Annotated in this window: 20 protein-coding genes; 14 read left to right on the forward strand and 6 right to left on the reverse strand. The window is 66.3% G+C overall.

Translation table 11 applies throughout. The features are described 5' to 3' along the window. Positions 1-69: 69 nt before the first annotated feature. Positions 70-1,314: a non-homologous end-joining DNA ligase gene (ligD, locus tag J7I89_RS10565; RefSeq protein ID WP_214969791.1), complete on the forward strand. Its 1,245-nt coding sequence runs from the start codon at positions 70-72 to the stop codon at positions 1,312-1,314. A gap of 2 nt (positions 1,315-1,316) precedes the next feature. Here ligD and J7I89_RS10570 read toward each other — a convergent pair whose 3' ends face one another. Continuing rightward, positions 1,317-1,493 (reverse strand): hypothetical protein, encoded by a 177-nt coding sequence (locus tag J7I89_RS10570; protein WP_181038646.1) that lies wholly within the window; start codon positions 1,491-1,493, stop codon positions 1,317-1,319. A gap of 389 nt (positions 1,494-1,882) precedes the next feature. On the opposite strand from J7I89_RS10570, the gene pucL reads away from it, so the two are divergent. The 4 genes from pucL to J7I89_RS10590 all read left to right on the forward strand — a co-directional run bounded on the left by pucL (position 1,883) and on the right by J7I89_RS10590 (position 7,086). After that, a complete protein-coding gene (pucL, locus tag J7I89_RS10575) occupies positions 1,883-2,791 on the forward strand; it encodes a factor-independent urate hydroxylase (RefSeq protein WP_214969794.1) in 909 nt (302 codons plus the stop codon). A 158-nt stretch (positions 2,792-2,949) separates the two neighbouring features. After that, complete coding sequence (locus tag J7I89_RS10580; protein WP_214969796.1) at positions 2,950-4,431, forward strand: nucleobase:cation symporter-2 family protein; 1,482 nt, start codon at positions 2,950-2,952, stop codon at positions 4,429-4,431. Positions 4,432-4,559: 128 nt separating this feature from the next. Continuing rightward, positions 4,560-5,384, forward strand: coding sequence for a MurR/RpiR family transcriptional regulator (locus J7I89_RS10585; RefSeq protein ID WP_214969798.1), 825 nt, complete (start codon positions 4,560-4,562; stop codon positions 5,382-5,384). Positions 5,385-5,523: 139 nt separating this feature from the next. Beyond that, a complete protein-coding gene (locus J7I89_RS10590; RefSeq protein WP_214969800.1) occupies positions 5,524-7,086 on the forward strand; it encodes an NCS1 family nucleobase:cation symporter-1 in 1,563 nt (520 codons plus the stop codon). Between the two features lie 162 nt (positions 7,087-7,248). On the opposite strand, the gene J7I89_RS10595 is transcribed toward J7I89_RS10590, so the two are convergent. After that, positions 7,249-8,004, reverse strand: coding sequence for an IclR family transcriptional regulator (locus tag J7I89_RS10595; RefSeq protein WP_056622701.1), 756 nt, complete (start codon positions 8,002-8,004; stop codon positions 7,249-7,251). A gap of 210 nt (positions 8,005-8,214) precedes the next feature. Between J7I89_RS10595 and J7I89_RS10600 the strand changes: the two genes are divergently transcribed. The 7 genes from J7I89_RS10600 (at position 8,215) to J7I89_RS10630 (ending at position 15,574) form a co-directional block, all read left to right on the forward strand. Next, entirely contained in the window at positions 8,215-9,693 is a 1,479-nt protein-coding gene (locus tag J7I89_RS10600; protein WP_214969802.1) for an NAD-dependent malic enzyme, read from the forward strand. 26 nt (positions 9,694-9,719) lie between these two features. After that, positions 9,720-11,318, forward strand: coding sequence for a malate synthase A (gene aceB / locus J7I89_RS10605; protein WP_214969804.1), 1,599 nt, complete (start codon positions 9,720-9,722; stop codon positions 11,316-11,318). Between the two features lie 3 nt (positions 11,319-11,321). Then, positions 11,322-12,656, forward strand: coding sequence for an aldolase (locus J7I89_RS10610; protein ID WP_214969806.1), 1,335 nt, complete (start codon positions 11,322-11,324; stop codon positions 12,654-12,656). Then, a complete protein-coding gene (locus J7I89_RS10615; RefSeq protein WP_214969808.1) occupies positions 12,653-13,465 on the forward strand; it encodes a bifunctional allantoicase/(S)-ureidoglycine aminohydrolase in 813 nt (270 codons plus the stop codon). The genes J7I89_RS10610 and J7I89_RS10615 overlap by 4 nt, the downstream gene beginning before the upstream one ends. A gap of 149 nt (positions 13,466-13,614) precedes the next feature. After that, positions 13,615-14,772, forward strand: coding sequence for a serine hydrolase (locus J7I89_RS10620; RefSeq protein WP_214969810.1), 1,158 nt, complete (start codon positions 13,615-13,617; stop codon positions 14,770-14,772). A gap of 56 nt (positions 14,773-14,828) precedes the next feature. After that, positions 14,829-15,185, forward strand: a complete 357-nt coding sequence (locus tag J7I89_RS10625; RefSeq protein ID WP_214969813.1) for a VOC family protein — start codon at positions 14,829-14,831, stop codon at positions 15,183-15,185. A 104-nt stretch (positions 15,186-15,289) separates the two neighbouring features. Further along, positions 15,290-15,574 carry a hypothetical protein gene (locus J7I89_RS10630; RefSeq protein ID WP_214969815.1) on the forward strand — a complete coding sequence of 95 codons (285 nt, stop codon included), beginning with the start codon at positions 15,290-15,292 and terminating at the stop codon, positions 15,572-15,574. On the opposite strand, the gene J7I89_RS10635 is transcribed toward J7I89_RS10630, so the two are convergent. The 3 genes from J7I89_RS10635 to J7I89_RS10645 form a co-directional block, all read right to left on the reverse strand. Then, the gene (locus tag J7I89_RS10635) at positions 15,571-16,269 is read right to left on the reverse strand and encodes an HAD family hydrolase (RefSeq protein ID WP_214969817.1); all 699 of its coding nucleotides are present in this window, start codon (positions 16,267-16,269) and stop codon (positions 15,571-15,573) included. The two genes, J7I89_RS10630 and J7I89_RS10635, sit on opposite strands and share 4 nt — an antisense overlap. Before the next feature lie 12 nt (positions 16,270-16,281). Beyond that, the gene (locus tag J7I89_RS25130; RefSeq protein WP_251045160.1) at positions 16,282-16,575 is read right to left on the reverse strand and encodes a hypothetical protein; all 294 of its coding nucleotides are present in this window, start codon (positions 16,573-16,575) and stop codon (positions 16,282-16,284) included. Between the two features lie 100 nt (positions 16,576-16,675). Continuing rightward, the gene (locus J7I89_RS10645; RefSeq protein ID WP_214970010.1) at positions 16,676-18,481 is read right to left on the reverse strand and encodes a glycoside hydrolase family 15 protein; all 1,806 of its coding nucleotides are present in this window, start codon (positions 18,479-18,481) and stop codon (positions 16,676-16,678) included. Positions 18,482-18,585: 104 nt separating this feature from the next. Between J7I89_RS10645 and J7I89_RS10650 the strand changes: the two genes are divergently transcribed. Both J7I89_RS10650 and J7I89_RS10655 read left to right on the forward strand, forming a co-directional pair. Continuing rightward, the gene (locus J7I89_RS10650) at positions 18,586-19,317 is read left to right on the forward strand and encodes a DUF72 domain-containing protein (protein WP_214969819.1); all 732 of its coding nucleotides are present in this window, start codon (positions 18,586-18,588) and stop codon (positions 19,315-19,317) included. Positions 19,318-19,409: 92 nt separating this feature from the next. Further along, positions 19,410-20,468, forward strand: a complete 1,059-nt coding sequence (locus J7I89_RS10655) for an App1 family protein (RefSeq protein WP_214969821.1) — start codon at positions 19,410-19,412, stop codon at positions 20,466-20,468. Positions 20,469-20,487: 19 nt separating this feature from the next. On the opposite strand, the gene J7I89_RS10660 is transcribed toward J7I89_RS10655, so the two are convergent. Beyond that, positions 20,488-22,062, reverse strand: coding sequence for a GH1 family beta-glucosidase (locus J7I89_RS10660; RefSeq protein WP_214969823.1), 1,575 nt, complete (start codon positions 22,060-22,062; stop codon positions 20,488-20,490). Between the last annotated feature and the right edge of the window lie 18 nt (positions 22,063-22,080).

Consider the following 22,080-nt stretch of genomic DNA (forward strand, 5'->3'; position numbering starts at 1 on the left):
GTCTTGTGCGCAGGGAACCGTCGAAACGGGGCCTATGCCGCGACATCCGATCGTTGCTAGCGTGGCGGAATGAGCCCGTCGAAGACCCCGGCCGAGATCCTCAACATTGCGGGCACCGAGGTTCGCATCTCGAGTCCGGACAAGGTGGTGTTTCCCGAGCCCGGGCTGACGAAGCTCGACCTGGTGCACTACTACCTCGCCGTCGCGGATGGTGCGCTGCGCGGCGCCGGCGGCCGGCCAATGGTGCTCAAGCGCTTCCCGAAGGGCATCGACGCTGAGCCGTTCTTTCAGAAGCGCGTGCCCGAAAACCACCCCGATTTCATCGACACGACGACGCTGCACTACGCGTCGGGGACGTCGGCTGAGGAGGCCGTCATCCGGGATGCTGCGGGCTTGGCCTGGGTCGTGAATCTTGGATGCCTCGACCTCAACCCGCATCCCGTGCGCGCCGAGGACCTCGAGCACCCCGACGAACTTCGGGTCGACCTCGATCCGATGCCGGGGGTCGACTGGTCCCAGATCGTCGACGTCGCGTATGTCGCGCGGGAGGTGCTCGACGACGTAGGACTGGTGGGGTGGCCGAAGACGAGCGGGTCGCGCGGACTCCACATCCTGGTGCGCATCGCCCCGCAGTGGTCGTACCGCGACGTGCGGCTCGCAGCCGAGACCCTGGCCCGCGAGGTCGAAAACCGCGCTCCTGGCCTCGCGACAGCGCGGTGGTGGAAGGAGGAACGCGGCGAGAGTGTGTTCGTCGACTTCAACCAGAACGCCAAGGACCGCACGGTGGCATCAGCGTACTCGATCCGGCCACTGCCCGACGCCCGGGTCTCGATGCCGCTCGCATGGGACGAGGTCCGCACCGCCCGGCCGGAACAGTTCACGGTGCGCACGGTGCCCGGGCGCTTCGCCGGCATGGGCGACCCTCACACCGGCATCGACGACGCGGTCGGCACACTCGATGGGCTCCTCGCGCTGGCGGCCGAGCTCGGCCCCGCCGAGAAGCCGCCGCGCAGCGGTGACGGTTCCGGCCGACGGCAGTCGGTGATGCCGCTCATCGAGGTGGCCCGCACCAAGACCAAGCCCGAGGCGCTCGCGGCGCTCGACGAGTGGAAGACTCGGCATGCGGACCTAAGCCCGGCCCTGCACCCCGCCGATGTGCTCGTCGACGGAATGCGCGGATCGAGCTCGCTCTGGTACAGGGTGCGGGTGAACCTGCAGCACGTCCCCGAAGCGGAGCGTCCGCCGCAGGAGGAGCTCATCGCCGACTACGACCCATGGGCCGGCAAGGAGTGGCCGGGGCGCCCAGGGCAGTAGCTCTACGGACGTTGCCGGCCGAACACCGGGAGCGCCCGCAGCCAGCGGGAGAAGCCGCGGGCCTGGCGGTCGCAGTCGGCCGGGATGTAGAAGTCCGGATCCGTGGCGCCGAACGGCAGGTACAGCTCCTGGCCGGGCGCCGGGAATTCCGCGACGTTGTTCTTATCCTGCGAGTCCATCTGTTCCTCCTCGTTCCTCTGTTGGTGCTAAGCTTCGGACTGATTTCACGATCCGGAAAATGTTTATTGTTATGTGGAAAAATTGTAGTGGCCGCGGCCGCGACGGTCAACACCCCGCGGGCAAGGGGCGCACTCGCCGGGAGGGGCCGCCGGTCATAAGCGGATTTTTCGAATTGTGATGTACACCACGGCATGGCTGCGCTACGCTGGAAGGCAATTCGTGGCACATGTCACGTAACCTGGGAGCAGCAGGCAGGGTCGTAATGAGCTGACATCAACTGATGTCGGCTCATTTTTTGTTGGGTCGACGGGACAAGAAACGCGTGGGAAACACGCGCTTAATTTCACTGTGGAACTTTGATTCCACTTACGGAAGTTGGGAACTGACCATGAGCAACAACATCGTCCTCGGCAACAACCAGTACGGCAAAGCCGAAGTCCGCGTCGTCAAGATCACCCGGGACACCGATCGCCACGAGATCGAAGACCTGAACGTCACCTCGCAGCTCCGCGGGGACTTCGCCGCGGCGCACCTCGAAGGCGACAACGCCCACGTCGTGGCCACGGATACGCAGAAGAACACCATCTACGCTTTCGCCCGCGACGGGATCGGCTCACCCGAAGCCTTCCTGCTGCGCCTCGGCGAGCACTTCACGTCCAGCTTCGAGTGGGTCACCGGCGGACGCTGGGAAGCAGAGTCCTACCGCTGGGACCGCATCCAGGCCCACGGCAGCGCGCACGACCACTCCTTCGTGCGCAGCGGCCAGGAGGTCCGCACCGCGGTCCTGGTCCGCGACGGCGCCGCCACCCACCTCATCTCGGGGCTCAAGGACCTGACCGTGCTGAAATCCACGCAGTCCGGTTTCGTTGGCTACCCGAAGGACAAATACACCACGCTGCCGGAGACCACGGACCGGATCCTCGCCACCGACGTTTCCGCCCGCTGGCGCTTCAAGGCAGGAACCGACTTCAACTCGCTGGACTTCAACAAGAACTACGAGGACGTCAAGGCGCTCCTGCTCGAAGGCTTTACCGAGAAGTACTCGCATGCCCTGCAGCAGACGCTTTTCGACATGGGCACCAAGGTCCTCGAGGCGCACAACGAGATCGAGGAGATCAGGTTCTCGATGCCCAACAAGCACCACTTCCTGGTTGACCTCTCGCCGTTCGGCCTCGACAACCCCAACGAGGTCTTCTTCGCCGCCGACCGCCCGTACGGCCTAATCGAGGCCACAGTCCAGCGTGACGATGCCGCGCCGGCAGAGGTCGCCTGGTCCGGCATCGCCGGTTTCTGCTAATTAGCCTAGGTGCCGCGCCCGGAGTCTCTCTTTCCCGCACGGGAAAGCGCACCGGGCGCGGATGCCCCGCCGGCCCGGTCCGGCCCCAAGTTTTCACACTGTTAGCCAGACATTGTTAGCCAGACGAAGGCGTCTGCCATGAACCAAGAAAGTCTGCCATGAACACGAAGAAGAAAGTCCGCCCAGCGGCAGCCCGCCCCGAAGACCAGAAACTGCCCATCGGCAGCACCTTCGCCTACGGGTTCCAGCACGTTCTCACCATGTACGGGGGCATCATTGCCCCGCCGCTGATCATCGGTGCGGCCGCCGGCATGTCCTCGCAGGACATCGGCCTGCTGATCGCCGCCTGCCTGTTCGTCGGCGGCCTGGCCACGATCCTCCAGACCGTCGGCATCCGATTCTTCGGATCCCAGCTGCCCCTCGTCCAGGGCGTCTCCTTTGCGGGCGTTTCCACCATGGTGGCGATCGTCCACGGCGGCGGAGGCATCCAGGCGGTCTTTGGCTCGGTCATCGCGGCTTCGCTGATCGGGCTGCTGATCACGCCGCTGTTTTCCAAGATCATCCGATTCTTCCCGCCTGTGGTCACGGGCACGGTGATCACCACCATCGGCCTGACACTGATGCCGGTCGCGGCCAACTGGGCCATGGGCGGCAACAGCAAGGCGCCGAACTATGGCAGCGTGGCCAACATCGGCCTGGCCGCGGCGACCATGGCGATCGTCCTCCTGCTCAGCAAGGTCGGCAGTGCCGCGATCTCCCGGCTCTCCATCCTGCTGGCCATGGTGTTGGGCACGGTGATCGCCGTCGCCTTCGGAATGGCTGATTTCTCCAAGGTGGGCCAGGGCGAAATCGTGGCCTTCCCGACGCCATTCGCGTTCGGCGCCCCCACGTTCGAGATCGCCGCGATCGTCTCCATGCTGATCGTCATCCTGGTGACCCTCACGGAGACCTCAGCGGACATCATTGCCGTGGGCGAGATCGTGGGCACCAAGGTGGACTCCAAGCGGATCGGCGACGGCCTGCGGGCGGACATGCTCTCCAGCGCCATCTCCCCGCTGTTCAACTCCTTCACCCAGAGCGCGTTCGCCCAGAACGTGGGACTAGTGGCCATCACGGGCGTCAAGAGCCGGTTCGTGGTCAGCGCCGGCGGCCTGATCCTCGTCGTCCTTGGCCTGCTGCCGGTGCTTGGCCGGGTGGTCGCAGCGGTGCCGACTCCCGTCCTGGGCGGCGCCGGCGTCGTACTCTTTGGAACGGTTGCCGCCAGCGGCATCCGGACGCTTGCCAAAGTGGAGTACAAGAACAACATGAACCTGATCATCGTGGCGGCGTCCATCGGCTTCGGCATGATTCCCATCGCCGCCCCGGCGTTCTACGACCAGTTCCCCTCCTGGTTCGGCACCATCTTCCACTCGGGCATCAGCTCGGCCGCGGTCATGGCCATCCTGCTGAACCTCCTGTTCAACCACCTCAAGGCCGGCAACTCGGAGAACCAGTCGGTGTTCGTGGCCGGAACGGGGCGCGTGGTCCGTGAGGAGGATCTGAAGTGCCTGGCCGACGGCGACCGCTACGAGGGCGGCAAGCTGATCGACTGCGACGGCAACGAAGTCCCGGTCCAGTCCTCCACAACGTCGGAGCACTAAGCCACACCCCAGCACGCGCGAACGAACACTTGAGGCCCTGTTTCCAAGGGCCTCAAGTGTTCGTTCGCGCTCTTCCATCGCTCCGCCGCCTGATGTCGCGGATGCGGCCCGCGTGAGACGGTTGTTTCATGAGGATCGACGAACGAATCGAACGGCACTATGCGGAGCTCAGCCCCCAGGAACAGAAAGCTGCCGATACCCTCCTTGACCGCCTCGGCGATCTCGCTACCTACAACGCCGCCGAACTCGCAAGGCTCAGCGGCGTCTCCAAGGCAACCATGAGCCGGCTGTTCCGGCGGCTCGGCTTCGAGGATTTCAACGAGGTCAAAGAACACACGCGGTCCATCCGTTCCGGCGGCATGCCTCTCGGTCCGCAGTCGTCCGACGGCGGCCTGGCCGCCCATCTGGGGCAGGAACAGGAAAACCTGCGCCGCCTGGCGGAATCCTTCGACGAGGACAAGCTGTCGGCGGCCAGCAGCACGCTCGCGAGCGCCGGAACCGTGCTGTTGCTCGGCTTCCGCAACAGCTATCCGGTGGCCCTGCATTTACGGCAGCAACTGCTCCAGTGCCGCAAGGGCGTGGCAGTAGCACCGCAGCCGGGGCAGAGCCTTGGCGAAGAGCTCGCCGGGCTGGGATCCGGGGACGCGGTGGTCCTCTTCGGCTTCCGACGGCGGCCCGCTGAGTTCCGCAAAGTCCTCCAGGCAGCTTCGGCCACTGGGGCGGCGACCATTCTGATCGGGGACCCGAGCGCCCGCCGACTGGCTGCCGACGCCACCAATTGGCTCGAGTGCCCGGTGGACGGCGCGCACGCCTTTGACAGCTACGCGGCGGCGATGAGCCTGGTCAGTGTCCTGGCGAACGGTGTGCTCGTGGTGCTGGGACGTGCCGGCCGCGAGCGGGTGCGGGCGGTCGCGGGCCTGTTCGACTCGCTGGGCGAGATCGAGGCTCGCTGAGAGACCGGCACGAAGTAAGGCAACGAACAGAAGTAAAGAGGATTTGTTCCTGCAGAAACAGCCTTGAAACATTGGTTCCATCTAATTGAAAGCGTGAAACGGCCGGACCGGCGGCTGTCCTAATCTTTCAGAGGAATCCATGACAGAGTCCGCAATGGCCGCAGCCCGGGTTGAAACGACCGCCCGCGCCGGCCAGCTCCCCGATTACGATCCCCAGCTCAGCAACGAGGACCTCGTACCGCTGCAGAACCAGCGCTGGACCAGCTACAACCTGTTCGCCTTCTGGATGTCAGACGTCCACAGCATCGGCGGCTATGTCACCGCAGGAAGCCTCTTTGCGCTCGGCCTGGCCAGCTGGCAGGTCCTGGTAGCCCTGCTGGTCGGCATCGTGATCGTCAACGTCTTCTGCAATCTCGTGGCCAAGCCCAGCCAGCTCACCGGCGTCCCGTACCCCGTCATCAACCGGGCAGTCTTCGGCGTCAAGGGCGCCAACATTCCGGCCATTATCCGCGGGTTGATCGCAGTGGCCTGGTACGGCGTCCAGACCTTCCTTGCGTCGGAGGCGCTGGTGATCGTCTTCCTGAAGTTCTTCCCCAGCATGGCACCGCTGTACGACGTCGAGCAGAACGGCTTCCTGGGGCTCTCCGCACTCGGCTGGATCTGCTACGGCATCCTCTGGGTGGCCCAGGCCGCGCTCTTCTGGAACGGCATGGAGAGCATCCGCAAGTTCATCGACTTCGCCGGCCCCGCCGTCTACGTGGTGATGCTGGTCCTGGCCATCTACCTGGTCTCGCAGGCCGGCATCGGCAACATCAGCCTGAGCCTGTCCAGCGGTGAACCCCTGGACTTCGCGGCCTCCATCCCCGTGATGATCTCCGCAATCGCCCTGGTGGTGTCCTACTTCTCCGGCCCGATGCTCAACTTCGGTGACTTCGCTCGCTACGGCAAGAGCTACCAGGCGGTCAAGAAGGGCAACTTCCTGGGGCTGCCGGTGAACTTCCTGTTCTTCTCGCTCCTGACCGTCATCACCGCTTCCGCGACCATCCCGGTTTTCGGCCGCCTCATCACGGACCCGGTCAAGACCGTCCAGGAAATCGACACGGTGTTCGCCGTACTGCTCGGCGGACTCACCTTCGTCATCGCCACCGTGGGCATCAACATCGTCGCCAACTTCATCTCACCGGCGTTCGACTTCTCCAACGTCAGCCCGCAGAAAATCAGCTGGCGGGCAGGCGGCATGATTGCCGCCGTCGGCTCTGTCATCCTGACCCCGTGGAACTGGTACTCCAACAACGATGCCATCCACTACACGCTAGGCGTCCTGGGCGCGTTGATCGGGCCTCTGTTCGGCATCCTGATCGCCGGGTACTACGTGGTCAGTCGCCAGAAGGTGTGGGTGGATGACATGTACACGCTGAAAGCCACCGGCCGGTACTGGTTCCGGAACGGCTACAATCCGAACGCCGTCAAGGCCGTGGCCATCAGCGGAGCAGTCTCCATCGCTTCTGTGCTGATCCCCAAGATCCTGCTCGACACCGGCGCCACCTCCGTGAACGCCACGTGGATAGGGAACTACAGCTGGTTCCTCGGATGCGCTCTCGGCTACTTCGCCTTCTGGGCCCTGGAGCGCAAGACCCCGATGATCTCGCTCGAACCCACCGGCGAGGAGATCGGCACCGTCAGCGACGGAACACTGGTCTAGCACCCGCCGTCGTCGGACTCCAGACCAGGCCACCTGCAAGCCAAGCGCGTTCGCGCTCGAAGGCACGGGAAACCTGAGCGCGAACTGGCAGCTAATGCCCTCAAAACCCGCGTTTGAGGGCGTTAGCTGCCAGTTCGCGCGGGAAGAACGACGGCGGAGCGATCAGTTCTGGTTGAGCTCGTCCGAGATCGCCTGGGCTGCTTCGCGGAGCAGCGGCACGGCACGGTCGGCGAAGGACTGGTCCACGCGGGACACCGGCCCGGACACCGAGATGGCCGTCGGCGTCGGGGCGTTGGGCACGGCCATGGCGAAGCAGCGGACTCCGAGCTCCTGCTCCTCCTCGTCAATGGAGTAGCCGCGCTCGCGGATGCGGTTCAGGTCCGCAATAAGGGAATCGAAGTCGCCGATGCTCTTGGGCGTGGGCGTGGGCATTCCCGTCCGGGTGACGATCCCGCGGACCACCTCGTCGTCCAGCTGCGCCAGGATGGCCTTGCCCACGCCGGTGTCATGGGTGTGCGCGCGGCGGCCCACCTCGGTGAACATGCGCATGGAGTGCAGCGACGGCACCTGGGCCACGTAGATCACCATGTCCGAGTCGAGCACGGCCATGTTGGAGGTCTCGCCCAGCCGGTCCACGAGGGACTTCAGCTGCGGCCGCGCTAGGGCGCCGAGCTGCTTGTTGGCGCCTTCGCCGAGCCGGATCAGCCGCGGGCCGAGTGCGTAGCGGCGGTTGGGCAGCTGGCGGATGTAGCCCAGCGTGACCAGGGTGCGCAGGAGCCGGTGGATCGTCGGCAGGGGCAGATCCGTCGAGGAGGAGAGTTCACTGAGCGTGACGTCGCCGCCGGCGTCGGTGATCAGTTCCAAAAGTTCAAAGACGCGCTCAACCGACTGCACGCCTCCGGGGGCTTTTTCAGCCATGTAGCAATCTCCTGCTTGCTCGGTTCCGACAACTCTTATCCGCATCGTGAAAAGAACTGCTTAGAAAGCCAAAGATACAGCACCGCAACGCCGGCGTCGATGCGCCCCCGGGGGCTTGTGTTTCCATAAAGTAGATAATAATATCCATAATACGAAAACATTCATCGGAATGAACCAGCCCAGCGATGGGCCCAAACAGGAGGACATTCAATGGCGAACCCGAGCCCCGGAAATTCGATCACCTTGCGCGTGGAAGCGCCGTCCAGCTTCTCCGCCACCAGCGAACTCGCCGCCGCCGTGGGCGCAGCCGGCGCGGCCATCACCGCATTGGACGTCACCGAGTCGCACCACGAAACACTCGTTGTTGACGTCACCTGCAACACCACCGACGACGACCACGCCAACCGCGTGAAGGACGCCCTCAACGCGCTCGACGGCGTCACGGTCCGGAACGTCTCGGACCGCACCTTCCTCATGCACCTGGGCGGCAAGCTCGAGGTCGTCCCCAAGGTGGCCCTGCGCAACCGTGACGACCTCTCCCGCGCCTACACTCCCGGCGTCGCGCGCGTCTGCCTTGCCATCGCGGAGAACCCCGACGCCGCCCGGAACCTGACGGTCAAGCGGAACACCATCGCCGTGGTCACCGACGGCTCGGCCGTCCTGGGCCTGGGCAACATCGGCCCGGCCGCGGCGCTTCCGGTCATGGAGGGCAAGGCCGCCCTGTTCAAGCAGTTCGCCAACGTGGACGCCTGGCCGGTCTGCCTGGACACCCAGGACACCGAAGAAATCATCAAGATCGTCAAGGCCATCGCCCCCGTGTACGGCGGCGTGAACCTCGAGGACATTGCGGCCCCGCGCTGCTTCGAGATTGAGAACCGGCTCCGCGAGGAGCTGGACATCCCCGTGTTCCACGACGACCAGCACGGCACCGCAATCGTCACCCTGGCAGCCCTCGTCAACGCGCTCCGCGTCGTGGGCAAGAAGCTCGACGAGGTCCGGATCGTGGTCTCCGGCGTGGGCGCGGCGGGTTCGGCCATCATCCAGCTGCTCAAGGCCCAGGGCGCGCGGCACATCGTGGCCGCCGGCCGCTCCGGCGCCATCCACTCCGGCGAGCAGTACAACGACGAGCACCGCAGCTGGATTGCCGCCAACACCAATGAGGAGGGCTTCTCCGGAACCCTGCACGAGGCACTCAAGGGCGCCGACGTGTTCATCGGCGTCAGCGCCCCGCACGTGATCGGCGAGGAGCAGGTTGCCTCGATGGCCAAGGACGCGATTGTTTTCGCCATGGCCAACCCGACGCCGGAGATCGATCCCGCCGTCGCGTCCAAGCATGCCGCCGTCGTGGCCACGGGCCGCAGCGACTTCCCGAACCAGATCAACAACGTGCTGGCCTTCCCGGGATTCTTCCGCGGGCTCCTGGACGCCGGGGCGTCGGACATCACGCCCGAGATGCTGGTGGCCGCGGCCGAGGCCATTGCCAACCGCGTTGCTGACGACGAGCTCAACGCAAGCTACATTATCCCCAGCGTCTTCGACCCCCACGTGGCCGCGGACGTCGCAGCAGCAGTCGCCGCCGCAGCCCAGGCCGCAGCCGGCGTCCGCACGTCACCGGCGGCATCGGGGGACACAATGGAAGCAGCAGCATCTGCAGCCGCAAACACAGCAGCAGCCTTCGCCAACGCCTGATTTCGCAGCCCTGGAAAGGACCCACAATGGCTATCACAGTCACAGACCCCCGGCCGATCGAGCGCGCGGAGGAGATCCTCACCCCTAAGGCGCTGGCCTTCGTGGAGGAACTCCACAAGCGCTTCGCCGGCACCCGCTCGGACCTCCTCAAGGCCCGGGCCGCCAAGCGCGAGCATGTGGCCCGGACCGGCAGCCTGGATTTCCTGCCGGACACCCAGGACGTGCGCGACGGCGACTGGAAGGTCGCGCCGGCGCCGGCGGCCCTGCGGGACCGCCGGGTTGAGATGACGGGCCCCGCCTCCCCGGCGAAGATGGCCATCAACGCGCTGAACTCCGGCGCCAAGGTGTGGCTCGCGGACCTCGAGGACGCGAGCACCCCCACGTGGGCCAACGTCATCGACGCCATCCTGAACCTCCGCGACGCCGCCACGGGAACACTGAGCTACACCTCCCCCGAGGGCAAGGAGTACCGGCTCCGTACCGACGCCCCGCTGGCCGTGGTGGTGGCCCGCCCCCGCGGCTGGCACATGGAGGAACGGCACCTGCTGATCGACGGCGCACCCGCCATGGGTGCCCTGGTGGACTTCGGCCTGCACTTCTTCCACATCGCCAAGCAGCTGGTGCTGAACGGCCAGGGCCCGTACTACTACCTGCCCAAGATGGAAAGCCACCTCGAGGCCCGCCTCTGGAACGAGGTCTTCGTGTTCGCGCAGGACTTCCTGGGCATCAACCAGGGCACCATCCGCGCCACCGTGCTGATCGAGACCATCCCGGCTGCCTTCGAGATGGACGAGATCCTCTACGAAATCCGCGACCACGCCTCCGGGCTGAACGCCGGCCGCTGGGACTACCTGTTCAGCATCATCAAGTACTTCCGCGACGCCGGCGCCAGCTTTGTGCTGCCGGACCGGGCCACGGTGGCCATGACCGCGCCCTTCATGCGTGCCTACACGGAACTGCTGGTCAAGACCTGCCACCACCGCGGCGCCTTCGCGATGGGCGGCATGGCCGCGGTCATCCCGAACCGGCGCGAGCCCGAAGTCACCGCACAGGCCTTCGAGAAGGTCCGAGCGGACAAGACCCGCGAAGCGAACGACGGCTTCGACGGCTCCTGGGTGGCGCACCCGGACCTCGTCCCGGTCTGCAAGGAAGTGTTCGACTCGGTCCTCGGGGACCGTCCCAACCAGCTGGACAAGCAGCGCCCGGAAGTTTCCGTGACCGCGGGCCAGCTGCTGGACATCGCCTCCGCCGACGGCCAGGTCACGGAAGCGGGCCTGCGCCTGAACCTGTACGTCGCGGTCGCCTACACGGCCGTATGGATCTCTGGCAACGGTGCGGTGGCCATCCACAACCTGATGGAGGACGCCGCCACGGCCGAGATCTCCCGCTCGCAGGTGTGGCAGCAGATCCGCAACGAGGTGGTCCTCGCCGACACCGGCAACACGGTGACGCGCGAACTGGTCACGAAGATCCTGGCCGAGGAGACCGAGAAGCTGCGCGGCGAGGTGGGCGAAGTAGCGTTCCAACGCTACTACCAGCCGGCCAGCACCCTGATCGCGGACATCTGCCTTTCCGAGGACTACACGGACTTCCTCACCACCCCGGCCTACGAACTGGTGGGCTGAGGCATGGCGGTACCCTCAGGTTCCCTCAGCCCCAACGATCTTGCGCAGATCGACGCCCAGCTGGCCCCAACTGACCAGCTGCTGGAGCAGAACTACCCCGGCGACGACGGCTCCCGCCAGCCCGTCCACACCGTCTACGTCCCCGCGGACCGTTTCACGCCGTCGCTCGCCTCTGAATGGGGCGCCCAGGCGCTCGCGACGGCGGACGCCCACGGCGGCCTCGACCGGCTGGGCCACCTGCTGGGCCAGGACGCAGAACTCGCCGAGGCGGTTGCGTCACGTGTCCAAGCGAAGCTGGAAAGCGAACCGATCGAGGACCTGCGCCTTGACTTCGAGGACGGGTTCGGGGATAGGGGCGACGACGCCGAGGACGCCGCCGCTGTTGCTGCGGCTTCCGCCGTGGCCGCCGCAGTTGCGGCCGGCACAGCGCCCCCGTTCATCGGCATCCGTTTCAAGTGCTTTGAGGCGGCCACCCGTGCCCGCGGCCTGCGAACGCTGGACCTGTTCGTCTCCGGCCTGGCCGCCGCGGGCGAGCTGCCGCAGGGCCTGATCCTCACCCTGCCCAAGGTCACCACCGTGGCGCAGGTCAGGGCCATGGACTTCGCCGTCTCCCGACTGGAGGAAGCGCACTCGTTTCCGGCGGGCCGGCTGCGGTTCGAGGTGCAGGTGGAGACGCCGCAGCTCATCCTGGGCCCGGACGGCACGTCACCGGTGGCGCAGCTTGCGCACGCTGTCCCAGGCAGGATCAGCGGCCTGCACTACGGCACGTACGACTACAGCGCCTCGCTGCAGATCTCGGCCGAGTACCAGTCCATGGAGCATCCCGTGGCCGACTTCGCCAAGGAAGTCATGCAGCTGGCTGTGGCTGGTACGGGCATCCGCCTTTCGGACGGTTCCACCAACATCATTCCGGTGGGCGACGCCGTGGAGGATGCCTGGAAACTGCACGGGCGGCTGGTTCGCCGCTCGCTGGAGCGGGGCTACTACCAGGGCTGGGACCTGCACCCGGCCCAGTTGCCCAGCCGTTTCGCGGCGACCTACGCGTTCTACCGCCAAGGGCTGCCGGCCGCGGCGGCCCGGCTGCGCAACTACGTGGACCGCACCGAAGGCGGGGTCATGGACGAGCCCGCCACCGCCCGGGCGCTGGCCGCATTCGTGCTGCGCGGCGTCCAGTGCGGCGCCGTGGGCGCCGAAGACGTCCAGGCGCTTGCCGGCGTGGGGGTCCCCCAACTCACCGGGCTGGCCCACCCAAGGCTGGCCCAGTCCTCCCTGGCCGAGTCCTCACTTGCCGAGTCCGGCCTGTCCCGCATCTCCAACTCCCAAGGAGCCCATTCATGAGCAACTATTTCTACCCCGAAGGCGGCCTGCCGCCGCAGACGCAGCTCCTCACGGACCGGGCCGTGGTCAAGGAGGCCTACACGGTCATCCCCAAGGGCGTGCTGCGGGACATCGTCACCAGCAACCTTCCCGGCTGGACCAACACCCGCGCCTGGATCATCGCCCGGCCCATCGCCGGCTTCGCCACCACGTTCTCCCAGCTCATTGTTGAGGTGGCACCCGGCGGCGGATCCCGGAAGCCCGAAGCAGAGGCCGGCGTCGAAGGCGTCGTCTTCCTCACCAAGGGCAAGCTGGACCTGAGCCTCGACGGCGAAATCCACCACCTCGAAGAGGGCGGCTACGCCTACCTCGCTGCCGGCGCCGACTGGTCCGTCAAGAACGACTCCGACGACATCGCCAGCTTCCAGTGGGTCCGCAAAGCCTACGAGCCGCTGGAAGGCTTCACCGCAAAGTCCTTCGTGACCCGCGACCAGGATGTGGAGCCGCGGCCGATGCCCGGAACCAACGGCGCCTGGGCCACCACCCGGTTCGTGGACCCGGACGACATGGCGCACGACATGCACGTCAACATCGTCACCTTCCAGCCCGGCGCGTCCATCCCGTTCGCCGAGACCCACGTCATGGAGCACGGCCTTTTCGTCCTCGAAGGCAAGGCCGTCTACCGGCTCAACGACGACTGGGTTGAAGTGGAGGCCGGCGACTTCATGTGGCTCCGCGCCTTCTGCCCGCAGGCCTGCTACGCCGGCGGCCCGGGCAACTTCCGCTACCTGCTGTACAAGGACGTCAACCGGCAGATCCGCCTGACCTAGCCCTGCCGCAGGCCCGTCCTGCCGTACCTGCGCCGCCGAGATCGCCGGAAGCCTGCTGGTTCCTTCCTGAACACAGCAGGCTTCCGGCGATTTCGCGTTTCCGACGAACCCGCTGCGGTTCCCGCCGCTTGGCGCAGTATCCTGATGCCATGCCAGGGCTCCGGCTTCCGGGCTCCCTTCTGCGGTGCGCTGCAGCTGCGGTTGCAGCCATGCTGGCCGTCGCCCTTGGCGGCTGCACCCCGGCGCCCGAGCCGCCCGACCACCAGACACCGCCAAGCTGGATATACGCAGACCTGCTCGATTTCAGCCAGACAATGCGGGAGGAGGGCGCTCCGGCCGTCCTCGTTCAGGCAAAGAACAACAGCGTGGAGTGGACTCACGCCGAGGGTATCAGGACCCTCGAGGAGCGGCAGCCGGTGCAGCTGTCCGATCCGGTCCACATGGGCGGGCTCACGACGTCCATGATCGCCGTTTCCGTGCTGAAGCTCGCGGAGGAAGGGAAGCTGGAGCTCGACGCGCCGGTTCAGAGCTATTTTCCGGACTTCGTCCGCATCATGAAACCTCCCGGGCCGGTGACAGTGCGCCAGCTGCTGGACCAGGAGTCGGGCATCCCGGACTACAGCGGCGAACTGTGGACATCCGCCCCGCTCCGCCAGGTCTTCGATACGCCCTTCACCTTGCGGGACCGGTTGGCGTTCGCCGCCCGCCTGCCCTGGGAGTACAGACTCGCCCAGCCCTTCGAGCCTTCCGGATCGAACTTCGTCGCCCTCGCCCTGGTCATAGAACAGCTCAGGGGACATCCATTCGCCGAGGTTCTGCGGTCAGACATCATCGAACCGCTGGGGCTCACAGGTACGTTCATCACCAACGGAGGACCTCCGAAAGAGGATCTTCTCCACGGCTACCTCACCGTCGAGGACAAACGGTTCGACGTCGCCAATCCCCGGGTGTACATCGACGCGCCGGGCGGCATGGTTTCCACCGTCCGGGATGCCAACACTTACTATTCGGCACTGCTGCAGGGAAAGCTCCTGAAGCCCTCCACCCTTGCACAGATGAAAGAAGCGGTTTACTCCGACTTCAAACTCGGGATGTCTCGGTGGAACGACACCTGCACCAACGACTTCTACTACGGCAACATCGGCGACGTGCAGGGCTACGGGATGGTCTCGATGACCAGCGCCGACGGAAAGCGGCAGATCTCCATGGCGATGACCTATCCGCCGTCGCCGTTCGTGGCCTTTCTCCACCCGCTGGTGCCCGAGATGGCTGATCTGGCCCAGCAACTGCTGAACGACTGGTGCTAGGGCCGGCCCGGCCGCCAACCCTTGCATCGGGACTGGACGCGCGGAAGCATGAAGGCATGCTGACGATCGGAACAACTGTCCTCGGTGTCAACGACGTCGCCCGCGCCACCGCGTTCTGGTGTGATGCCCTGGGGTACGTCCCCCGGGAGGAAGGCGACGAGACGTGGGTGGTGCTGGTTCCGCAAAGAGGCGAGGGCGCCCGGCTCGCCCTCATGCTCAGTGAGACGCCCGTGCAGGCGCACCCGCGCATGCACCTGGATCTCTACGCCGATGACCAGCCCGGTGAAGTGGAACGGCTCGTGGAACTCGGAGCTTCCCGCGTGGACTGGGACCTCTACCCGGACGACCCCGACTTCGTCGTCCTGGAAGACCCGGACGGAAACCGCTTCTGCGTTGTGGACGCCGGCGCGTAGCCGCCCGGCATGCCAAAGATAAGCCACCTTGCTTTTTCTCTTGTTTCGGCAGCGGAACGCTCCTAGCGTATGAACTGTCCCCGCCCCCGAGGAAAGGCCCAATCATGACGCTGCACCAGCCCGAGCCCGTGGAGATTTCGACCCGGATGCGGCCCGGCGAATGGACGGAATCCAGCCTTGAGGAGCTGGTGACCACCTACCGCGCCAAGATTCTGGCCATGGGGGCGGCAGTTCCTGAGGTCGTCACCGAAGTGGTCAGGAACGACGACGGCTCACTGGCGGTTTCGGTGTCATGGAACAAGGGCGACTACGCCGACGAACCGGCAGGCGGTGCGTTTACGGAGGGTGGCCACCGTCGGGCGGGGCCGGGATCTGAAACCGGGGCCTAGCGTCCCAGCAGCCGTCCGATGGCGCTGTCCCGGAGGCTGTCCAGGAGCTCGCCGGGACCTTCGTAGACCTCGACGGCGCCGGCCGCGCGGAGTTCAGCCTCGCTCGTGCCGCCACATGTGACCCCGATGGTGGGGATGCCGAGCTTGTTGGCGGCCAGCACGTCCCACACGGCATCCCCCACGTAGACAACATCGGCCGCCGCGAGGCCCACCGCGCGGAGCGCCGCCACCAGTATGTCCGGCGCGGGTTTGCTTTCCGTGGCATGGCTGGCGCTCGTGGCCGCATGGATGAAGGAATCGGCGGCGAGCGTGGATCGGAGGGCTTTGAGGTCCTCATCCTTCGCGGAGGAGGCCAGCGCCACGGCCAGCCCGCTCTCATAGCACTGGGCCAGCAGATTCCGGGCTCCGTCGAACGCGCGAAGGGACGGCCAGTACGTACCGAAAATCCCTGAGTGGGCCGACAGGACGGCGTCGTCGCGGGCCTTGTCGCGCTCCTCCGGCAGCAGGTGGTCCACCAGCCGCGGCCCGCCCATTCCCACGCAGCGGTGGATCCGGGCCATGGGCACGTCAAAGCCGGCCTGGCGGAACGCCTGCCACCAGGCGATCGTGTGGATGTAGGAGGAGTCAACGAGAGTCCCGTCCACGTCGAACAGGACTCCCTTGCTGCACCGCCCTTCAGCCTTATGGCTCGGCATCCCTCCGCGGCCTCAGTGCCCGGCCGGCGAGCGCGGCGTCTGCAGGGCGGGCGTGCGGGGCGCGCCTGCCGCTGCCGCCTTCCGTGCGGGCTTGGTGGTGTGGACCGCGGGCCGCTTTACTGCGTCTTTGCAGTGGTCGCGGACCAGGCCCATGCCGGCAATCTCACGGGCGCGCGCCACGCCGGCCACGGCGGCGCGCTTGGTGGGAAAGGTGACAGAGACCGCCATCAGCGCTCCCGATCCGTCGAGCAACCGGATCCTGTAGCCTCCGTCGGGAGCGTCCACCAGTTCGAAATATCCAGCCATTGCGCCTTCCTCCTCTATCACACGCTGATCTACTGCACGGCGAATATTAGTAAGTATACTTACCGACGCTCCCAAAATAAGAGGCAAAATCAGGGCGGCCTCAGGCCCGGCCAGCCCTGGACGCCAGGGGCCGGTCACTCCGCCTGGCCCGCTGCTCATGAAGTTCCAGGGCGGTCGTCACGAGCGCGAAGTGGCTGAAGGCCTGGGGTGTGTTTCCCAGGTGCCGCGCACTCTTGACACCCCATTCCTCACTCAGCAGGCCGACGTCGTTGCGGAGCGCCAGCAGCCGCTCGAAGAGCTCGGTGGCCTGGCGCCGGCGGCCGGCACCGAGCAGCGCTTCCACGAGCCAGAACGAACAGGCGAGGAAAACGCCTTCGTCACCGGGGAGGCCGTCGTCGCTTTCCTGGGGCCGGTACCGGAGCACGAACCCGTCCTCGGTGAGCTCCCGCAGGATGGCGTCGATGGTGCCGATGACGCGGGGATCATCCGGCGGCAGGAAACCCACGCGCGGAATGAGCAGCAGGCTGGCATCCAGCTCGGGGCGGTCGTAGGACTGGGTGAAGGTGTTCCGTTCCGCGTCGAAGCCGTGCGTCATCACGTCCTCGCGGATGGTGTCCCGCAGGACCTCCCAGCGGTCGGCGGGCCCGGGAAGGCCTGAATCCCGGACGCCCCGTACCATCCTGTCCGCCGCAACCCAGGCCATGATCTTCGAGTGGGTGAAGTGGCGCCGCGGCCCGCGCATTTCCCACAGCCCGTTATCCGGCTGGTCCCACGCGCCTTCCAAGTATTCCATCAGCGCCACCTGGACATCCCAGGCTTCGTCCGTGTGCTTTAACAGGGAGTTGCGCGTGAGTGACAGGCAGTCCAGCACCTCCCCCCAGACATCCAGCTGCAGCTGGCCCGCAGCGCCGTTGCCGATGCGGACCGGCGACGAGCCCTCGTACCCCGCGAGCCAGGGGATCTCCATCTCGGGAAGCCGGCGTTCGCCGTGGATGCCGTACATGATCTGCAGGTCGGCCGGATCCCCCGCAACGGCGCGCAGCAGCCAGTCCCGCCAGGCAGCCGCTTCCGCCGTGTAGCCGGCGGCAAGCAAAGCCTGCAGCGTCAGGGTCGCGTCGCGGAGCCAGCAGAAGCGGTAATCCCAGTTCCGCGGGCCGCCCAGCTGCTCCGGGAGTGATGTGGTCACGGCCGCGACGATGCCCCCGGTGGGAGCGTAGGTGAGGGCCTTGAGCGTGATCAGCGACCGCTCCACGGCGTCCTTGTAAGGGCCGGTCACCTTGCACTGCCCGGCCCATTCCCGCCAGAATTTCTCGGTGGACTCCAGCACCTTCTCGGCGTCCACGGTCCGGGGCCGGTGGACGTGGCTCGGCGCCCAGGTCAGCACGAACGGCACCCGTTCGCCGGCCTTCACGGTGAACTCGCTGACAGTCTGCATGTGCTGGCCCCGAAGCGGCGCCTCCGTCACGAGGTATGCGGAATCCGGCCCGGCGATGGCATGGAGTCCGTGGCTGTCGCGGCGCACCCAAGGCATGATGTGGCCGTAGTCGAAACGCAGGGCCAGCTGCCCCTTCATCCTGACCTTGCCATGCAGACCCACCACGATTCTCACGATGTCCGCCACTTCGTCACGCGGGGGCATGAAGTCGATGACCCGCACGGCTCCGTCGTCGGTCTCCCAATCTGTTTCCAGGATCAGCGTGTGGCGCCGGTAGCGGCGGCGCGTACATTCACCGCCGCCCTCGGGGGCCAGGATCCACCGGCCCGACTCGGGGGTATCAAGGAGCGCGTTGAAGCACGCCGACGAATCGAAGCGCGGCAGGCAAAGCCAGTCTATGGATCCTTCAGTGCTGATCAGGGCCGCAGTGTGCAGATCGCCTACCACCGCGTAATCCTCGATGCGTACCATGCCCTTACAGTGCCACAGCTGCTCCTGCGGCACGAGGGGAAGCCCGGTGTAGCCTGAGTTGAGGTAAAGAGCCGACCGTCCAAGGACTGAGAGCGGGGGCACGGGTGACGGTGTACATAGGCACGTCCGGCTGGAGCTATGACCACTGGGAAAACGTGCTGTACCCGCCGGGCCTTCCCGCCCGGGACAGGCTGCAGCACTATGTGGCGCGGTTCAGGACCGTGGAGCTGAACGCGAGTTTCTACCGCTGGCCGCGGGACACGTCCTTCGCCAGCTGGCGGCGCCGGCTGCCCGATGGATTCGCCCTGTCCGTCAAGGCGCCCCGCGGCCTGACCCATGGCAAGAAGCTCTACGGCCCGGAGGTGTGGATCGAGCGGATCACGCGGTGCTGGCATGAGCTTGGCGACAAGCGCGCTGTGCTGCTGGTCCAGTTGCCGCCGGATCTGGGGCGCGACGACGCCCGCCTTGCCTACTTCCTGGCCGCGGTGCCGGAGTGGATCCGGGTCGCGGTGGAGTTCCGGCACCCCAGCTGGGACCATCCCGACGTGTACGGCCTGCTGGAGCGGCATCAGGCCGCGTACTGCGTCATGAGCGGCGCCAACTTGCCCTGCATCCTGCGCGCCACCGCCCCTTTCGTTTACGTCAGGCTGCACGGTCCGGACCACCAGCACCTGTACGGCGGATCGTACTCGGATGACGAGCTGCGATGGTGGGCTGAGAGGATCCGCGAGTGGCGGGGCGCCGGCAAGGATGTGTACGCCTATTTCAACAACGACGGCGGCGGCAATGCCGTGCGGAACGCGGAGACCCTGCGGTGGCTACTGGGGGACGGCTGACGGGGCCGGCGCCCGCGCCGCCCGCCCGGGGGCTGAAGGTAACAGAGCAGGACTGCGACCCGCCGGACCCCGGCCTGTGGCAGAGTGAAGGAATGGACACGGCGTCACACCAAACATCCCTGTCAGGCAAGCGCGTCTTCCGCCTGGCCCATTGGCTTTCAGACTCGATAAATGCCACGCGCCTGAAACTTGCACGGCGCTGGAAGTTTGAACCCAAAACGATTGCCTACCAGGGCTACGGCTCCACGGAGTGGGTCCGCGTCCTCGGCAGGGTGGTGCTGGCCAGCAAACCGGTGCCGGGCAGCCGCGCCGAGCACGCCGCCCAGAACGGCAATGAAAACGTGCGCGGCTGGCGGGCGTTTACGAGCGTGCCCATCCCGCGTTCCGAGGTGGAGATTGAGATCGGCGGAACGGTCACGAAGGTCACGGCTGACCGGGGCGGACTGATTGACATTGATGTCCAGGTATCCCTCGAGCCGGGCTGGCACACCGCCGTCCTCCGCTCGGACGGCACCGAGCCGGCCGAAGCCCGCATCTTTGTCATTGGCCCCGAAACCAACTTCGGGATCGTGTCCGACATCGACGACACTGTCATGGTCACGGCGTTGCCGCGGCCCTTCCTTGCCCTGTGGAACACGTTTGTGCTCAGCGAGCGCGCCAGGATGGCCACCCCGGGAATGGCCGTGCTGCTGGACCGGCTGACGGTCGAGCACCCCGACGCGCCGGTGATCTACCTTTCCACAGGCCCGTGGAACGCGGCGCCCACCCTCGGCCGGTTCCTCAACCGCAACATGTACCCGTCCGGCGCCCTGCTGCTGACCGACTGGGGGCTCACCCAGGACCGCTGGTTCCGCAGCGGCCAGGACCACAAACTCGGGAACCTTCAGCGCCTCTCCGCCGAATTTCCGCACATGCGCTGGCTCCTGATCGGCGACAACGGCCAGCACGACGAGCAGATCTACTCGGAGTTCGCCCAGGAGCACGCTGACAAGGTGGCGGCCATCGCCATCCGGCAGCTGTCCGTGAGCGAGTCAGTGCTTGCCGGCGGGCATTCCGAGGACGGCGACCACAGCGCGTCGTCGGTGTCGTGGATCTACTCCCCTGACGGCGCCGGCATGGCCCGGCAGCTCAAGGAGCTTCAGCTCATCTGACGGCGCTATCGCCGGCCGGTCAGAACCCCCGCGGCGGCGCGCCGCCGTCGGACATTCCGGCATCCCCGCCGCCCGGCTCAGCGCCGGCAATGGCGGACGGAACCGATTCCGGCACTACGGCCGCGGCGACGGCGGCTTCCGCCGCGGCCACAAGCTTCCGTTCTTCAAGGAGTTCCTGGAGCCAGTAGTAGGACGCCTTCGGCGTCCGCTCCAAGGTCTCGAAGTCCACGTGCACCAGCCCGAACGGCTGTTTGTAGCCGCCGGACCACTCGAAATTGTCCATCAGGGACCATACGTAGTAGCCGCGAAGGTCGATCTTTTGCGCCACGCCGCCCGGGGCGGTGGCCTGGAGTGCAGTGCCCAGATGGTCCGACAGGTAGCGCAGGCGCCGCTCGTCCGGGATGAACCTGCGGTTGGTCGACTTGTCCGTCACGATGATGTCCTCGAAGCTCGCGCCGCCTTCGGTAATGATGACGGGCGGAAGGTTCGGATAGCGGTCCGCCATTTCCTTGAGTGCGACCGCCATGTACTTTGGCTTCACCGGCCAGCCGTAGGCGGTGGTCTCAGTGTCCGGCCAGGGCTCAATGTGCAGCGGGGCGACGGGCGCGGCGGCGCTGAGATCGTCCCCAATGGCCTCCGCCATGGCCGCGGGCACCGGGCTGTCGCCGGCGCCGGCCGCCACCCGCGTGGGCATGTAATAGTTGAGCCCGTAGAAGTCCATCGGCTGGGAAATGATGGCCATGTCCTCGTCCGGATGCTCAAAAGACGAAAAGAACTTTCCGACGCGGATGAGGTCCGGGTATCTTCCCGTCAGGACCGGGTCCGCGTACAGGCGGTTTTGGGCCACATCCATTGCTCCGGCGCTCATCCAATCCAGCGGATTGCCGGAATGCGCCACCATGGGTGAGTAGACGTTGCTCATGCCGATTTCGCCAGGCACGTTGGACGCCCGCAGCACCTGCAGCGCGAGCCCGTGACCCAGCAGCTGGTGATGGACGGTGGGCAGCCCGTTCGCGAACTCCGCCTTGCCCGGCGAATGCAGGCCGAGCGCATAGCCGTTGGTGGTGACGGTTGCGGGCTCGTTGATGGTCACCCAGCGGGCCACCCTGTCCCCGTACGCGGCTGCGGCGATGGCTGCGAATTCCGCCAGCCGGTAGGCCGTATCCCTATTCAGCCAGCCGCCCGCCTCGTCCAGGGGCAGGGGCGTGTCCCAGTGGTAGAGGGTCACCATCGGGGAGATCCCGTTGGCCAGGAGCTCGTCCAGCAAGCGGTCGTAAAAGTCCAGCCCGGCACGGTTCACCGGTCCGCTGCCGTCCGGCTGGATCCGCGGCCACGAAAGGGAAAACCTGTACGAGTCGATGCCCAGTTCCTTCATGAGGGCAACGTCCTCGGGCATCCGGTGGTAGTGGTCGCACGACACGGCCGGGCTATGGCCGTCCACGATCGCGCCGGGCTTGGCAGCAAAGACATCCCAGCCTGCCGGTCCGCGGCCGTCCTCGTCGAGCGCGCCTTCGATCTGGAAAGCGGCCGTGGCCACTCCGAGCGTGAAAGCCGACGGAATGGTGGCGGCCAACTCTTTGGCGGACGTGTGCATCGGTGGGACCTCTGTGGT

The sequence above is a fragment of the Arthrobacter sp. ISL-5 genome (genome assembly GCF_018613835.1).
In the GTDB taxonomy this organism is placed as follows: Bacteria; Actinomycetota; Actinomycetes; order Actinomycetales; family Micrococcaceae; genus Arthrobacter.